This window comes from Rhizobium sp. 01L419 (assembly GCF_056400025.1).
Map to the genome: position 1 here is coordinate 76,278 of NZ_JBFTSM010000017.1, position 15,680 is coordinate 91,957.

Below are 15,680 nucleotides of genomic sequence, written 5' to 3' on the forward strand. Positions count from 1 at the left end.
TGTGCTTGAGCCATCCTCGCCGAGCGTGCAAGAGTCCGCCACGCAAATCAGAGGAGATCGAAGATGGATGTTCGCGCCGCCGTTGCCGTTCAGGCAGGAAAACCCCTTGAGGTCATGACCGTTCAGCTCGAAGGCCCGAAGGCCGGCGAAGTGCTGATCGAGGTCAAGGCGACCGGCATTTGCCATACCGACGATTTCACGCTTTCCGGTGCCGATCCGGAAGGTCTTTTCCCGGCGATCCTTGGCCATGAAGGCGCCGGCATCGTCGTCGATGTCGGCCCCGGCGTCACGTCCGTGAAAAAGGGCGATCACGTGATTCCGCTCTACACGCCGGAATGCCGCGAATGCTATTCGTGCACCTCGCGCAAGACCAATCTCTGCACCTCGATCCGCGCGACCCAGGGTCAGGGCGTGATGCCCGACGGCACCTCGCGGTTCTCGATCGGCAAGGACAAGATCCACCACTATATGGGCTGCTCGACCTTCGCGAACTTCACCGTTCTGCCGGAGATCGCGCTTGCCAAGATCAACCCCGACGCCCCCTTCGACAAGGTCTGCTATATCGGCTGCGGTGTCACGACAGGTATCGGCGCCGTCATCAATACCGCCAAGGTCGAGATCGGCTCGACCGCCATCGTCTTCGGTCTCGGCGGCATCGGCCTCAACGTTCTACAGGGTCTGCGCCTTGCCGGCGCCGACATGATCATCGGCGTCGATATCAACCCTGACCGTAAGGCATGGGGCGAGAAGTTCGGCATGACGCATTTCGTCAACCCGAAGGAAGTCGGCGACGACATCGTGCCCTATCTCGTCAACATGACGAAGCGCCATGGCGACCTGATCGGCGGCGCCGATTACACCTTCGACTGCACCGGCAACACCAAGGTCATGCGTCAGGCGCTGGAAGCCAGCCACCGTGGCTGGGGCAAGTCCGTCATCATTGGCGTCGCCGGCGCCGGCCAGGAGATCTCGACGCGTCCCTTCCAGCTGGTCACTGGCCGCAACTGGATGGGCACGGCCTTCGGTGGCGCCCGCGGTCGCACCGATGTGCCGAAGATCGTCGACTGGTACATGGAGGGCAAGATCCAGATCGACCCGATGATCACCCACACAATGCCGCTCGAAGACATCAACAAGGGCTTCGATCTCATGCATAAGGGTGAAAGCATCCGCGGCGTCGTGGTCTATTGATGACTGCTATTGCCTACAGCGTCGATCTGAAGGGCCTCGATGAGCTCTCCGCGCGGGAGCTTTACGACCTCTTGAGAATGCGTGTGGATGTCTTCGTCGTCGAGCAGAATTGCCCCTATCCGGAACTCGACGGCAAGGATATCGATGCCCTGCACCTGCGGCTGCTGGAGGGCACTGAACTCATTGCCTCCACGCGGCTCCTGAAGCCCTATAATGCACAGGATCCGGCAAAGATCGGCCGCGTCGTCGTCTCGCCCGCCCATCGCGGCAGGCGGCTCGGCGATGCGGTGATGAAGGAATCGATCATCGTCTGTGAAAGGCTCTTTCCCGAAAATCCCATCGCGCTTTCGGCGCAGGCCCATCTGCGTCGCTTCTACGAATCCTTCGGTTTCGTGAAGACCTCGGAGGAATATCTGGAAGACGGCATTCCCCATATCGATATGGTCCGCCAGCTGGCCGGAGAGCCGGCATGAGGGTTTTCCCATGATCTATGTCGATGCCGATGCCTGCCCCGTCAAACCGGAAATCCTGAAAGTGGCCGAACGCCTCGGCATGGAGGTGACCTTCGTCGCCAATTCCGGTCTGCGCCCATCCCGCGACCCTATGGTCCGCAACGTCATTGTTTCGAATGCCTTTGACGCCGCCGACAACTGGATCGCCGACAATACCGGCCCGACGGATGTCGTGGTGACTGCCGACGTGCCGCTTGCGGTTCGGTGCGTCGCCAAGGGCTCCTTCGTGACAGGCCCGACAGGACGTGTCTTTGATGAGACCAACATCGGCATGGCGAGCGCCATGCGCGATCTCGGCGCTCATCTGCGAGAGACCGGCGAAAGCAAGGGCTACAATGCCGCTTTCAGCCCCAAGGATCGTTCGCGTTTCCTCGAGACCTTCGATCGTCTCTGCCGCCGCGCGAAGAACGCCTGATTGCCAGGCCTGCCCGCTGGAATCGGGTGGCATGGCAGCTATGCCAATTCCTAACTTGAAGTCAGCCGTTCCCTCGTCCATATCAAGCGTGACGCAGACGACTGCGGCGCTCGGGTCTGCTCGAGGCGCAAAAGTCGCGGGGACGGCCTCGCTCTTGACAAGGAGAGTATGATGGCCTGGTTCCTGCTTTTTCTCGCTGGCCTTTTTGAATGCGGTTGGGCAATCGGTCTGAAATATACCGACGGCTTCACCCGTCTGATGCCGACGATCCTCACAGTCATTTGCATGGTGGTGAGCGTCATCCTGCTCGGTCTTGCCGTCAAAACCCTGCCCATCGGCACGGCTTACGCGATCTGGACCGGTATAGGCACTGTTGGTACCGTCCTGCTCGGTATCTGGCTTCTGGGGGATGCGGCAAGCGCCTCGCGCCTGATCTGCATTGCGCTGATCGTCGCCGGCATTGCCGGCCTCAAGCTGACGGCCTGAAAAAGAAATATCTGAAATGAAGAAGAGGCTGCGGGCGATGAAGCACCCGCAGCCTCTTCTGTTAGGCAGCCGCGTTTCTGTTATCGACGGACCATGCACCGGCGCCGGCAAAGAACAGGTAGAGGAAGACGAAGCAGAACAGGATCGCGCCATCGCCCTGGTTGAGAGCCGGGAAGAAGCTGTGCGGCATATGCGCCATGAAATAGGCGATCGCCATTTCGCCCGCCAACAGGAAGGCAACCGGCCGTGTTGCGAAGCCGATGAGAATGAGGATACCGCCAAAGGTTTCCAGCAGTGCCGCAATCAGGAACAAAGTGGATAGCGGGCCGTCGCCCTGCGCTGCCGGGAAGCCGAAAAGCTTCATCGTTCCGTGCTCGATGAACAGAAGCGCGGTCATGATTCTGAGAGCGGCCAGACCATAGGGGCGGTAGGCGGATAGACGCTCGAAAGTTGACATAAAGACTCTCCTTAAGGGTGTACTGCCGAGCGTTACCGTGTCTCTAACGGTGATTGAAGACACAGTTTGCTGACAGGCGTTCACAACTTCGACAGTGGATAAACACCTGAAGAGGCTCCTTTATTCGTTCACAACGGGATGTTGTCGTGCTTCTTCCAGGGATTGCTGAGATCCTTGTTCCGCAGCATCTTCAGGCCGCGAGCCAGCCGGCGCCGTGTCGAATGCGGCATGATCACCTCGTCAACATAGCCCCGCTCGGCCGCCACGAAGGGTGACAGGAAGCGATCCTCATACATTTTCGTGTGCGCCGCAATCTTTTCGGGATCGGCGATATCCTTGCGGAAGATGATCTCGACGGCGCCCTTGGCGCCCATGACGGCGATCTGGGCCGTCGGCCAGGCATAGTTCAAATCGCCCCGCAGATGTTTCGACGCCATCACGTCATAGGCGCCGCCGAAGGCCTTGCGGGTAATGACCGTCAGCTTCGGCACCGTCGCTTCCGCATAGGCAAAGAGCAGCTTGGCGCCATGCTTGATGAGCCCGCCATATTCCTGCGCCGTGCCCGGTAGGAAGCCCGGCACGTCGACGAAGGTGACGATCGGAATGTTGAAGCAGTCGCAGAAGCGCACGAAGCGCGCCGCCTTGCGTGAGGCGTCGCTGTCAAGCACGCCGGCAAGCACCATCGGCTGATTGGCGACGAAGCCGACAGTCGAGCCCTCGATGCGCCCGAAGCCGCAGACGATATTTTTGGCAAAGCTCGCCTGGATCTCGAAGAAATCCCCCTCGTCCGCCACCTTCTGCATCAATTCCTTGATGTCGTAGGGCTTGTTGGCATTGGCCGGGATCAACGTATCCAGCGAATTGTCGGCATCGGTCACCGACTGATAAGATTCGATTTCCGGCACCGGCGATGTGTTCGACTGCGGCAGGAAATCAATGAGGCGGCGGACCTGCAAGAGCGTATCGACATCATTGTCATAGGCGCCATCGGCTATCGAGGAGCGCGTCGTATGCACGCTCGCGCCACCGAGTTCTTCCGATGTCACCGTCTCGTTGGTGACGGTCTTCACGACATCGGGACCGGTCACGAACATGTAGGACGTATCGCGCACCATGAAGATGAAGTCGGTCATGGCTGGCGAATAGACGTCGCCGCCGGCGCATGGCCCCATGATGACGGAGATCTGCGGAATGACGCCCGACGCGAGCACATTGCGCTGGAAGACCTCGGCATAACCGCCAAGGGCTGCCACACCCTCCTGGATGCGCGCGCCGCCCGCATCATAGATGCCGATGATTGGCGCGCGGTTCTTCAGCGCCATATCCTGCACCTTGATGATCTTCTCGGCATGGGCTTCCGACAGCGAACCGCCGAAGACGGTGAAATCCTTGGCGAAGACGAAGACGGTGCGGCCGTTGACCGTGCCCCAGCCGGTCACCACGCCGTCGCCGGCGATGCGGCTCTTGTCCATGCCGAAATCGGTAGAGCGGTGCTCGACGAACATGTCGAACTCCTCGAAGGAGCCTTCGTCGAGGAAGAGGTCGATGCGCTCACGCGCCGTCAGCTTGCCGCGCTGATGCTGCGCGTCGATGCGCACCTTGCCGCCGCCGAGACGGGCAATTTTGCGGCGGCGTTCGAGCTCTTCCAGAATATCCTTCATGATCCCCCCTCGCCGCTTTCAGCGGTTATGCAGCATTTCAGCAAAGTATGCGCGGTTTTGTGTCCGGAATTGCTTAGAAACAGAAATGCCCTAGCGTCCGCTCAGTGAAAAGGCGGAGCGCACGCGTGCAGCGATATCTTCCGCCAGAATGTCGTCGGCAAGGTCAGGATCGGCGGTCAGGCTTGTAACTTCGAAGGAGGTTACGGCGATCACGGAGCCGTCTTCCACGGAGGCCGCATCGATCCTCACCTTCGCGACATTGCGGTCCTTCTGGAAACCGAGGCCCTTTGTGACGGAAACGATGCGGATCGTCAGCACCACGCGCGGCAATTCGCTCGTGCGGACCGTCGCGCGGATGGCGGAGTTGACGCGGTCGCTGATGCCGGAAAGCAGTTCCGCCGACAGGGTCGTGCTCGAAAGCACGACGGCGCTTCGCACGTCGTAGACGGGCTTTTCCTCCTTCTTCGGCATGAGGCTGGCGCAGGCCGTCAGCGCGATGCAAACAAGCGCTATCAGGCAAAATTTCCACGTCTGCCAATTCATTCCAAATTCCCGCATATCCCCGTCTGGAGTCGCAGATTTGGTCATAAAGCCCGTCAAGGCAATATGATTCAGGCCCTTAGCGCGAAAAAAACATCCGTTGCGGCCTTGAAATCCTCGAAACGCTTGGCCCTGCGCTGCTCGGCTTCTTCGTCGCTTCCCCAATGCTCGATGGTCCAGTCCTCATCGAGATGGGCGAGCGACCAGGCTTCGTCTGGCGTGATCCGCTCTTCGGCAATCGCAAGCGCCAGAAGCGCCGAACCGGTTAGCGTCGTCATCGTGTGGAGAGCGGCGAGCGTGAGTGCGCTGTCATGCCGGCGCAGCGCCGAACCGAAGGCGGCGATCGCCTCGCGCGGCTGCTCGTGATGCATCACACCTTCGACGAGGATGAAGCGCGCACCGAATTCGGCGGCTGCCCAGTCGAGCACCGGATCCCAGCGCTCCGTCTGTCGCTCGACCAGCTTTTGCGGGTCGTCGGCGCGGTAGCAGAGCAGGTCGCTCGATGAAAAGCGCAGAATATCCTCGAAGACGGCCTGCGTGTCGGTCGCAACGCCGTCGATCGCCGTGTTGACAAGACGCGTCATCGGCATCAGCGAGGGATCGATGACCTCACTCTGTGCGTCCCATTCGGCAGCGACGAGCTTTGCCAGCGCTTCGCTCGGCACTGCCAGTATCTGGCGGGCCGGCGTGCGCACGAGTTTGCCGTCCAGCTCGATCGCGAAACCATCTTCGTGTGGTGCAGTGGAAACCGCCTGATAGAAGCGCTTCGGCAGCGGCTTCTTCATCTGGATCTGCGCACGGCGGATCGGATCGGGATGGCTCAGGTCTTCGGAAAGGTCGTTCAGCAGGTCGCGCATGGGCTCACCTCAGGAAAAATGGCGCAAAATCTCATTCGGATGATAGGCGATCGCATCGGCGCCATTGGCGATCAGTTCATCCACGCTGGCATAGCCCCAGGCAACACCGATCGCCTTGGCGCCGGCAGCCTTTGCCATCTGCATATCGTAAATCGCATCACCGATGACAATGGTGTCGGCGGCAACGATGCCGGTTTCATCGCAGCATTCGCTCACCATGGCCGGATGCGGCTTGGAGGGGCAATCGTCGGCGGTGCGCGATACGATGAAGTTGAAACCATGCGTTTCCGCCACAAGCTTTAGCCCGCGCCGGGACTTGCCGGTGACGGCGCCGATCAGCAGATCCTCGCGCCCACTGATCGCATCGATCATCTCTCGAATGCCGGCAAACAGCGGCTCCCGGTAGTCGAGATCCTGCCGCACCACCGAGAACAGCGATTTGTAATGCGCCGTCATGTCGATGTCTTGCTGCTCGACATGCTGCTTGCCCTGCATGCGGGCAATGGCGATATCCAGCGACAGGCCGATAATCGCCTTGGTATCCTCAAAGCGCGGCTCTGCCTTGCCGAATTTTTCGAAGGTGCGGCGCATGGTTTCGTGGATCAGCCCGGCGCTGTCGACCAGCGTGCCGTCGCAATCAAAAAGCGCGAGTTTCATTCGTCGTCTCTCTCAGCGCCGGCAAGGTCGAGACCGAGAAGGTTCCAGGTCTGCACCATATGCGGCGGCAGCGGTGCGCTGACGCGCAGGCGCCCGCCGGCGGGATGCGGGATATCGATATGGCGTGCGTGCAGATGCAGCTTCTTCTGGATGCCTCCGGGGAAAGGCCAGTTTATATCGTCGTCGAAATATTTCGGATCGCCGATGATCGGATGGCCGATATGCAGCGCATGGACGCGCAACTGGTGAGTACGCCCCGTATAGGGTTCCATCTCCAGCCATGCGAGATTCTGCGCCGCCGTCTCCAGCACGCGGTAGAAGGAAATCGCATGATCGGCGCCGTCTTCGCCGTGCTTGGCGATGCGCATGCGGTCGCCGTCGGCCGTCGGCTCCTTGACGAGCCAGGTCGAGATTCTGTCCTCGTGCTTGCGCGGTACACCCTTGACCAGCGCCCAGTAGGTCTTCTTGGTGTCGCGTTCGCGGAAGGCGGCGGTCAGCTTCTGGGCAGCACCCCGCGTGCGGGCAATGACGAGCACGCCTGATGTATCGCGGTCGAGGCGATGCACGAGGCGCGGCTTCTCGCCCTTCGGGCTGGTCCAGGCTTCGAGCATCTGGTCGATATGTCTTGCAACACCCGAGCCGCCCTGCACCGCAAGCCCTGGCGGCTTGTTGAGGACGATGACCTTCTCGTCCTCATGTAGCACCATGCGGGATAAAAGCTCGAAATCGCTCGAATGCTTGAGATCCTTGCCGGCGATCGGCCCCTTCAGCTTGGCATCGACATCGAGCGGCGGGATGCGCACCATCTGGCCGGGCTGCACACGGGCATCCGATTTGACGCGGCCGCCGTCGACGCGCACCTGGCCGGAGCGCAGCAGCTTCTGCAGTGGGCCGAAGCCAAGCCCCGGATAATGGATCTTGAACCAGCGGTCGAGCCGCATGCCCGCTTCATCGGGCTCCACCTTGATGTGTTCTATGCCTGCCATGGATATCTTTCGGAAAATACGGGCGCGATCGAAGCCGGCGCCTCTCTTGCCGCTGCCTTTAGAGCATTTTTCACAAAACGGAAATCGGAATCGAAATCAGAGCAGTACGCGCATCAGGCCGAGGCCGGCCATGACGGCCATCATCGAAAGCCCGACGCTTGCTGCGATATAGATGCCGCCGGCAAAAACCTCGCCGCGCTCGAAGAGGGAGATCGCATCCAGCGAGAAGGCGGAGAACGTGGTGAAGCCGCCGAGGAAGCCCGTGATCAGCAGGAGACGCAGCTCCACCGATGCGTTGAAACGGCGCGCAATCATCTCGGCAAAGACACCGATGATGAAGCAGCCGACGACGTTCACGACAAGCGTTCCCCAGGGAAAGCCAGGCCCCATGAGCCGCAGGGAGCCCAGGCCGACATAATATCTCAGAAGTGAACCGATTGCGCCGCCGACGGCGACGAGCAGAGCCTGGAACATGCCCCGGTTTATTGCGATTCCGTCCTGATTCCAATCGCATCTGCAGAATTCTTACCATCCGGTAAAATGCGAATGATTTTCTTAAGCCGAACGCGAAGATCGTCCCGGTATGACAGGCGCATGACACAGCTTGTTTCCATATCCGCGAACACCGCTGCCTTCGCTTTCGATTCCCTGCGCATCCCGCAGCGAGTGGCGACGGGCACGGCCGCGCGCGAAGCTCGCAAGATTGCGGAACGCCAGCTCAGTCCGAGCGGCGACGATCGGGAAGAATCTACCAATATCATCCAGAATACCGAAGTTGCGCTCGATCTGATGACCAAGGGGTATCGCCAGCCGCAGGCCGGCTTGCAGCAGGCCCTGCAGTCTTATGAGGATGTCTGAGATTTAAGTTTTGCTGGGAGGAGCAAAGCCCGCGCATTGTCGCGGGCTTTTTTGTTTTTCACCGCTTATTTGCCCTGTGCCGACAGCACGTTCAGCACCAGGTCGACCTTGCCGGCCTTTTCGAAGGTCAGGGTAACAGGCACTTTGTCGCCCTGCCTGAAGGGCGTCTTCACCTTCTGGAACATTAGATGCAGGTTGCCGGGCGCAAGCTCGACGGTCTGGCCGGCGGGAATGGCGATTCCGTCCTTCAGTTCACGCATCCTCATGACATTGTCTTTCATGGCCATCTCGTGAAGCTGCACCTCGCCGGCATTGGGCGACGTGACCGAGACGAGACGGTCATCGGCAGAGCCATTATTCTTCACGGTGAAGAAGCCGCCGCCGACAGGCTGGCCGGGCAGCATCGCCTTGGCAAAACCGCCGGAGACTTCGAGATCGCCAGCCTTCACCACGTCACCACCTGTAGACATGCTCATGGAGCCCATGCTGCCCATATCCATGCCCTTCATGTCATGATGATCCTGTGCGAGTGCTGATCCGGCGAAGCCGCAAGCGCAAAGGAAAGCTGTAAAACCAAACGTCCTGACAATGTTCATCGAATATCTCCTCGCTTTGCGTCGCGTTAGCCAATTTTGCCCGCAAATGCAAAAGCCCATTTGCCACGCATCGCAACCGGCTTCTTTGAGCCGCGACAAAAATTTGTGCAGCTACGACATTTCGCTTGCCAAGGCCCGCCGCCCCCGGATAATTGCCGCAACCTTGTTGGGAGAAGCCGGTACGTGATGCCGGTGCCGAAGGAGCAACCGCCCCGGAAACTCTCAGGCAAAAGGACCACAAGGGGCAGACGGAACTCTGGAGAGAGGCGTTCTCGAAACGCCCGCCGAAGGGATAACAATCTCAGGCACAGGGACAGAGGGGGCTCAAGGAGACAAGGCGCAACCGCGCCTTCAGTTTTGAGCCCGCGCCCGGAATATCCGGCGCAAACCCCGGAGGCGTCGTTTGGACGATACTGCTGCCCTTAAGAAAACCCCGCTTCACGCGCTGCACCTGTCGCTCGGCGCCCGCATGGTGCCCTTCGCAGGTTATGACATGCCGGTGCAATATACTGCCGGCGTCATGAAGGAGCATCTGCAGACCCGTACTGCCGCCGGCCTCTTCGATGTCTCTCACATGGGCCAGGTCATCATCAAGGCGAAGTCCGGCACGTATGAGGATGCGGCGCTTGCGCTCGAAAGCCTCGTGCCCGTCGATATCCTCGGCCTCGCCGAGGGACGCCAGCGTTACGGCTTCTTCACCGATGAGAACGGCGGCATCCTCGACGACCTGATGATTACACATCTCGACGACCACCTCTTCGTCGTCGTCAACGCTGCCTGTAAGGAAGCCGATCTCGCGCACCTGCAGAAGCATCTCTCCGATACCTGCGAGATCACCGTCCTCGACCGCGCCTTGATCGCCCTGCAGGGCCCACGCGCCGTCGACGTGCTCGCCGAACTCTGGGCCGATGTCGCCGCCATGAAATTCATGGACGTACGCCACTGCCGCCTGCACGACGTTTCCTGTCTCGTCTCGCGCTCGGGCTATTCCGGCGAGGACGGTTTCGAAATCTCCATTCCCGCCGACAAGGCCGAGGATGTCACCAACCGGTTGCTCGAGCATCCCGATGTCGAGCTGATCGGCCTTGGAGCGCGCGACAGCCTGCGCCTCGAAGCCGGCCTCTGCCTCTATGGCAACGATATCGACACGACCACGTCGCCTGTCGAAGCCGCCATCGAGTGGGGAATGCAGAAGGCTCGCCGTACGGGCGGCGCCCGCGCCGGCGGTTTCCCCGGTGCTGAGCGCATTCTCGGCGAACTCGACAATGGCGTTTCCCGCAAGCGCGTCGGCCTGAAGCCCGAGGGCAAGGCGCCTGTGCGCGGCCATGCCAAGCTCTATGCCGATGCCGAAGGCAAGACCGAGATCGGCGAAGTCACCTCGGGTGGTTTCGGCCCTTCCGTCGAAGGCCCCGTCGCCATGGGCTACCTGCCGGTTTCCCACGCTGCAGCGGGCACGCAGGTCTATGCCGAAGTGCGCGGCAAGTACCTGCCCGTCACAGTCTCTGCCCTTCCCTTCATCACGCCGACCTACAAACGCTGACCCTTATTGCGAGAGGATTTTTCCATGCTGAAATTTACTGCTGAACATGAATGGCTGAAGCTCGAAGGCGATGTCGCGACCGTTGGCATCACCACCTATGCTGTCGAGCAGCTCGGCGACCTCGTTTTCGTGGAATTGCCTGAAGTCGGCGCTACCTTCTCCAAGGATGGCAATGCTGCGACAGTCGAATCCGTCAAGGCTGCTTCGGATGTCTATTGTCCGCTCGATGGCGAGATCGTCGAAGTCAATCCGGCCATTGTCGCCGACCCGTCGCTCGTCAATTCCGATCCTCAAGGGTCTGGCTGGTTCTTCAAGCTCAAGCTCAAGAACCTCTCCGATGCCGATGGCCTGCTCGACGAAGCAGCCTATAAGGAGCTGACTGCGTAATGACGACGCCTACCGAATTCCAGTTCACCGACTATCAGCCTTATGACTTCGCCAACCGTCGTCATATCGGCCCCTCGCCGTCTGAAATGTCGGATATGCTCGGCGTCATCGGCTACAAGAGCCTCGATGCGCTGATCGACGCAACCGTGCCGCCCGCCATCCGCCAGAAGGCGCCGCTCCTCTGGGGCGCACCGATGACGGAGCGCGAGGCGCTCGACAAGCTGCGCGAAACCGCCAACAAGAACAAGGTTCTGACCTCGCTGATCGGCCAGGGCTATTACGGCACCATCACGCCGCCGGTCATCCAGCGCAACATCCTGGAAAACCCGGCCTGGTACACGGCTTACACGCCATACCAGCCGGAAATCTCGCAAGGCCGCCTCGAAGCGCTCCTGAACTACCAGACGATGATCTGCGACCTGACCGGCCTCGATGTCGCCAACGCTTCGTTGCTCGACGAAGCGACGGCTGCTGCCGAAGGCATGGCCATGGCCGAACGCGTCTCCAAGTCGAAGGCCAAGGCATTCTTCGTCGATGCCGACTGCCACCCGCAGACGATCGAGCTGATCAAGACCCGTGCTGAGCCGCTCGGCTGGAGCGTCATCGTCGGCGACCCCTTCAAGGATCTCGATCCTGTCGATGTCTTCGGCGCGATCTTCCAGTATCCGGGCACCCATGGTCATGTGCGCGATTTCACCGGCCTGATCTCCCGCTTGCACCAGACGGGCGCCATCGCCGTCGTCGCCGCCGATATCCTGTCGCTGACGCTTCTGAAGTCACCGGGTGAAATGGGTGCCGATATCGCCATCGGCTCCTCGCAGCGCTTCGGCGTTCCGGTCGGTTACGGCGGCCCGCATGCCGCCTACATGTCGGTCAAGGATGCCATCAAGCGCTCCATGCCCGGCCGTCTCGTCGGCGTGTCCGTCGATGCCCGCGGCAACCGCGCCTACCGCCTGTCGCTGCAGACACGCGAACAGCATATCCGCCGTGAAAAGGCGACGTCGAACATCTGCACCGCGCAGGTTCTGCTCGCCGTCATGGCCTCGATGTACGCCGTCTTCCACGGCCCGAAGGGCATCAAGGCAATTGCCCAGCAGGTCCATCAGAAGGCCGTGCTGATGGCCAAGGGTCTGGAAAAGCTCGGCTACAAGGTTGAACCGGAAACCTTCTTCGACACGATCACCGTCGATGTCGGCCACATGCAGGGCCTCATCCTGCGCGCGGCCGTCGCCGAAGGCGTCAACCTGCGCAAGGTCGGCCAGACGAAGATCGGCATGTCGCTCGACGAGCGCACGCGTCCGGCAACGCTTGAGGCTGTCTGGCGTGCCTTCGGCGGCAATTTCCAGATCGCCGATTTCGAGCCGTCCTATCGCCTGCCGAAAGATCTGCTGCGCACGAGCGAATACCTGACGCATCCGATCTTCCACATGAACCGCGCCGAGAGCGAAATGACCCGCTACATCCGCCGGCTCTCCGACCGCGATCTGGCGTTGGACCGCTCGATGATCCCGCTCGGCTCCTGCACGATGAAGCTGAATGCGACAGCGGAAATGCTGCCGATCACCTGGCCGGAATTTTCCGACATCCATCCTTTCGTGCCGGCCGACCAGGCGCTGGGCTACCGCGAAATGATCGATGACCTGACGGAAAAGCTCTGCGCCGTCACCGGCTACGACGCTTTCTCCATGCAGCCGAATTCCGGCGCACAGGGCGAATATGCAGGCTTGCTGACCATCCGCAATTACCACATCGCGAACAGCCAGGGTCACCGCGACGTCTGCCTTATCCCGACCTCGGCGCATGGCACCAACCCGGCCTCGGCCCAGATGGTCGGCATGAAGGTGGTCGTCGTCAAGGTTCGCGAAAACGGCGATATCGACCTCGACGATTTCCGCGCCAAGGCCGAGCAGTATGCGGACAATCTGTCCTGCTGCATGATCACCTATCCGTCGACGCACGGCGTGTTCGAGGAAACCGTCAAGGAAATCTGCGATCTCGTGCATCAGCATGGCGGCCAGGTCTATCTTGACGGCGCCAACATGAACGCCATGGTCGGCCTGTCCCGTCCCGGTGACATTGGCTCTGACGTCTCGCACCTCAACCTGCACAAGACCTTCTGCATCCCGCATGGCGGCGGCGGTCCCGGTATGGGCCCGATCGGCGTCAAGTCTCATCTGGCGCCCCACCTGCCGGGTCATCCGGAAACGGACGGTCGTTCGGGCGCGGTTTCGGCAGCAGCCTTCGGTTCGGCCTCCATCCTGCCGATCTCCTGGAGCTACTGCCTGATGATGGGCGGCGAAGGCCTGACGCAGGCAACCAAGGTGGCGATCCTCAACGCCAACTATATCGCGGCTCGCCTGAAGGGCGCTTACGACGTGCTCTATAAGTCGGCTGCCGGCCGCGTGGCGCATGAATGCATTATCGATACCCGTCCGCTGGTCGACAGCTGCGGCGTGACCGTCGATGACGTTGCCAAGCGCCTCATCGACTGCGGCTTCCACGCGCCGACCATGAGCTGGCCGGTTGCCGGCACGCTGATGATCGAGCCGACGGAATCCGAGACCAAGGCCGAACTCGACCGCTTCTGCGAAGCGATGCTGGCGATTCGTCAGGAAGCCCGCGACATCGAAGAGGGACGTTCGGACAAGCTCAACAACCCGCTGAAGAACGCCCCGCATACGGTGGAAGACCTCGTCGGCGAATGGGATCGCCCCTATTCGCGCGAACAGGCCTGCTTCCCGCCCGGCGCCTTCCGCGTGGACAAGTACTGGTCCCCGGTCAACCGCGTCGACAACGTCTATGGCGATCGCAACCTGATCTGCACTTGCCCGCCGGTCGAGGCTTACGCCGAGGCTGCTGAGTAAAGCTCAGGCCGGACGCCCGAAGCGCAAGCAAAGGGCTGGACAATCAAAGCCCCTTCCTTCACGGGAGGGGCTTTCCTAATTCTGATAGAAATACACGAAGGAGGTCACACCATGTCTCAGGATCAAAGCGAAGCAAGAATGCAGGCGCCCTGGTCGAAGCCTGTGCTCGTCGCCCTCGAAGAGCCCGGCCAATATGAGACCATCGACAATACCCAGGCGGCTTCCTGGGCGATGATCGAGGACTGGCCGACGGAAGATGGTGCCGCACTCGACCAGGCACTGCTGGTCTGCGCCGATGTCATCAAGGGCAAGCGTACCGGTGAGGATGCGCGCAAGGCATTCATCGCCGCTGCAGTCGAAGCGGGCCTCGATATCAAGGCGTGAATTGCGGCTGTTGGCCGAGAGCCGCAGATGGATAATACGCGACGACGCATTCCCGACGATGAAAGAAAGCCGCCAGACTTTTCGGAATTTTCATTGGGAACGGTGAACCAATTTCGGTTCGCTGCGTAATCATCTTTGCTGGATACTGCAAAACCAGCAGGAGAAGGGTTGCCTGCCCCTGTACCGGGCGCCCTTCTCCTTTGTCAGTCTCATAGCAACGAGTTTGCGAACGTCATATCCGGCATAGGGAAAAGACGCTCCTGGCGCGACATGCTTTAGAAGCGCTCGCCGACCATATCCTCGCTTTTGGCCCACAATGCCCTGGCCGTCTCGAGATCGAGCGCGTAGGAACGCACGCCTTCGGAAATCGGGCTGATCGCGGCATCCGTCACTTCGGAAACGTGGCAATTCTCGCAATATCTGCCGCCGACCACATCAGCCGGAGCGACGAAACCTGCCCAGACGGAGGTAGCCGCACCCTGCGGGATCGTCTTCCACTGGAAGGGCGGCTTGCCCTCGGCGGCGAGTGCTGCATTGATCTGCGCCATCATGCCTTCGATCATGCCGGGGTCAAGGTGACGTCCGAGTTCGGTGCTGATGCCGCCGGGATGCAGCGCCACAGCACGGATGCCGCGCTCGCCGAGACGCCGGTCGAGTTCCACAGCAAAAAGAATGTTAGCCGTCTTCGACTGCGCATAGGCCGCCCAGGGTTCATAAGCCCTGTTCTCGAAATTGAGGTCGTCGAGGCTGAAGGGCGCCATGCGATGGCCTGACGATGCAACGATCACAACACGGCCGCCCGATTTGACGAGCGGTGCGATGCGGTTGACCAGCACGAAATGGCCGAGATGGTTGGTGCCGAACTGCGTTTCGAAACCGTCGGCGGTACGGCCGAAGGGGGCCGCCATCACGCCGGCATTGGCAATGACGACATCGAATGGACGGCCGTCCTTGATAAGCGCATCGGCACAGGCCCGCACGCTTGCGAGCGAAGCAAGATCGAGCTCGATGATATCAAGGCTGCCGCCATCGGCCGCATCGGCACGCACGACATCCGTGGCCGCCCTCGCCTTTTCGAGGTCGCGGGCCGTCCCCACCACCTGTGCTCCGTGGGCTGCCAGTACCCGCGCGGTCTCGACGCCGAGGCCGGCCGAAACACCGGTTACCAGAACACGCTTGCCCTTGAGATCGACGCCGGCGAGCACCTCATCCGTAGTCGATTTCGCGCCAAAAACTCCACTCATGATTATCTCCTAGATCAATGGACGCACCGCTCCGGGCTGGTGGAC

General features: G+C 60.8%; 17 protein-coding genes, 1 pseudogene and 1 riboswitch. Of the genes and pseudogenes, 9 read left to right on the top strand and 9 right to left on the bottom strand.

Features of this window, described 5'->3' with window-relative positions:
• Positions 1-63: 63 nt before the first annotated feature.
• The 4 genes from AC1DUP_RS27955 to sugE all read left to right on the top strand — a co-directional run bounded on the left by AC1DUP_RS27955 (position 64) and on the right by sugE (position 2,604).
• Complete coding sequence (locus tag AC1DUP_RS27955; RefSeq protein WP_113335418.1) at positions 64-1,191, top strand: S-(hydroxymethyl)glutathione dehydrogenase/class III alcohol dehydrogenase; 1,128 nt, start codon at positions 64-66, stop codon at positions 1,189-1,191.
• Complete coding sequence (locus AC1DUP_RS27960) at positions 1,191-1,664, top strand: GNAT family N-acetyltransferase (RefSeq protein ID WP_113310631.1); 474 nt, start codon at positions 1,191-1,193, stop codon at positions 1,662-1,664. Before AC1DUP_RS27955 ends, AC1DUP_RS27960 begins: the two co-directional genes overlap by 1 nt.
• 10 nt (positions 1,665-1,674) lie before the next feature.
• On the top strand, positions 1,675-2,118 hold the full coding sequence (locus AC1DUP_RS27965; protein WP_183804710.1) for a YaiI/YqxD family protein: 444 nt from the start codon (positions 1,675-1,677) through the stop codon (positions 2,116-2,118).
• A 171-nt stretch (positions 2,119-2,289) separates the two neighbouring features.
• Positions 2,290-2,604 carry a quaternary ammonium compound efflux SMR transporter SugE gene (gene sugE, locus AC1DUP_RS27970; protein ID WP_477835961.1) on the top strand — a complete coding sequence of 105 codons (315 nt, stop codon included), beginning with the start codon at positions 2,290-2,292 and terminating at the stop codon, positions 2,602-2,604.
• 61 nt (positions 2,605-2,665) lie between these two features.
• Here sugE and AC1DUP_RS27975 read toward each other — a convergent pair whose 3' ends face one another.
• From AC1DUP_RS27975 to crcB, 7 genes are all read right to left on the bottom strand, one after another.
• Positions 2,666-3,061 carry a DoxX family protein gene (locus tag AC1DUP_RS27975; RefSeq protein WP_113299392.1) on the bottom strand — a complete coding sequence of 132 codons (396 nt, stop codon included), beginning with the start codon at positions 3,059-3,061 and terminating at the stop codon, positions 2,666-2,668.
• A 128-nt stretch (positions 3,062-3,189) separates the two neighbouring features.
• Positions 3,190-4,722, bottom strand: a complete 1,533-nt coding sequence (locus tag AC1DUP_RS27980) for an acyl-CoA carboxylase subunit beta (RefSeq protein WP_477835963.1) — start codon at positions 4,720-4,722, stop codon at positions 3,190-3,192.
• A 90-nt stretch (positions 4,723-4,812) separates the two neighbouring features.
• The gene (locus AC1DUP_RS27985) at positions 4,813-5,265 is read right to left on the bottom strand and encodes a calponin homology domain-containing protein (RefSeq protein WP_113310634.1); all 453 of its coding nucleotides are present in this window, start codon (positions 5,263-5,265) and stop codon (positions 4,813-4,815) included.
• 68 nt (positions 5,266-5,333) lie between these two features.
• On the bottom strand, positions 5,334-6,119 hold the full coding sequence (locus AC1DUP_RS27990; RefSeq protein WP_113310635.1) for an ATP12 family chaperone protein: 786 nt from the start codon (positions 6,117-6,119) through the stop codon (positions 5,334-5,336).
• A gap of 9 nt (positions 6,120-6,128) precedes the next feature.
• Complete coding sequence (locus AC1DUP_RS27995) at positions 6,129-6,776, bottom strand: HAD-IA family hydrolase (RefSeq protein WP_113310636.1); 648 nt, start codon at positions 6,774-6,776, stop codon at positions 6,129-6,131.
• Positions 6,773-7,762, bottom strand: a complete 990-nt coding sequence (locus AC1DUP_RS28000; RefSeq protein WP_113299397.1) for an RluA family pseudouridine synthase — start codon at positions 7,760-7,762, stop codon at positions 6,773-6,775. Before AC1DUP_RS28000 ends, AC1DUP_RS27995 begins: the two co-directional genes overlap by 4 nt.
• Positions 7,763-7,858: 96 nt before the next feature.
• Positions 7,859-8,236 (bottom strand): fluoride efflux transporter CrcB, encoded by a 378-nt coding sequence (gene crcB, locus AC1DUP_RS28005; protein WP_113310637.1) that lies wholly within the window; start codon positions 8,234-8,236, stop codon positions 7,859-7,861.
• 120 nt (positions 8,237-8,356) lie between these two features.
• On the opposite strand from crcB, the gene AC1DUP_RS28010 reads away from it, so the two are divergent.
• Complete coding sequence (locus tag AC1DUP_RS28010; RefSeq protein WP_113310638.1) at positions 8,357-8,620, top strand: hypothetical protein; 264 nt, start codon at positions 8,357-8,359, stop codon at positions 8,618-8,620.
• A gap of 65 nt (positions 8,621-8,685) precedes the next feature.
• Here the strand turns inward: AC1DUP_RS28010 and AC1DUP_RS28015 are convergent.
• A pseudogene (locus tag AC1DUP_RS28015) lies at positions 8,686-9,141 on the bottom strand (copper chaperone PCu(A)C); the annotation flags it as partial.
• Between the two features lie 231 nt (positions 9,142-9,372).
• A riboswitch (glycine riboswitch) is annotated at positions 9,373-9,464 on the top strand.
• 155 nt (positions 9,465-9,619) lie between these two features.
• On the opposite strand from AC1DUP_RS28015, the gene gcvT reads away from it, so the two are divergent.
• The 4 genes from gcvT (at position 9,620) to AC1DUP_RS28035 (ending at position 14,391) form a co-directional block, all read left to right on the top strand.
• Complete coding sequence (gene gcvT / locus AC1DUP_RS28020; protein WP_113310639.1) at positions 9,620-10,756, top strand: glycine cleavage system aminomethyltransferase GcvT; 1,137 nt, start codon at positions 9,620-9,622, stop codon at positions 10,754-10,756.
• 24 nt (positions 10,757-10,780) lie between these two features.
• Complete coding sequence (gene gcvH, locus AC1DUP_RS28025) at positions 10,781-11,143, top strand: glycine cleavage system protein GcvH (RefSeq protein WP_113310640.1); 363 nt, start codon at positions 10,781-10,783, stop codon at positions 11,141-11,143.
• Entirely contained in the window at positions 11,143-14,007 is a 2,865-nt protein-coding gene (gene gcvP, locus AC1DUP_RS28030; protein ID WP_113310641.1) for an aminomethyl-transferring glycine dehydrogenase, read from the top strand. Before gcvH ends, gcvP begins: the two co-directional genes overlap by 1 nt.
• A 138-nt stretch (positions 14,008-14,145) precedes the next feature.
• A complete protein-coding gene (locus AC1DUP_RS28035; RefSeq protein WP_477836044.1) occupies positions 14,146-14,391 on the top strand; it encodes a DUF982 domain-containing protein in 246 nt (81 codons plus the stop codon).
• Between the two features lie 275 nt (positions 14,392-14,666).
• Here AC1DUP_RS28035 and AC1DUP_RS28040 read toward each other — a convergent pair whose 3' ends face one another.
• Positions 14,667-15,635 (bottom strand): SDR family NAD(P)-dependent oxidoreductase, encoded by a 969-nt coding sequence (locus AC1DUP_RS28040; RefSeq protein ID WP_113310642.1) that lies wholly within the window; start codon positions 15,633-15,635, stop codon positions 14,667-14,669.
• Between the last annotated feature and the right edge of the window lie 45 nt (positions 15,636-15,680).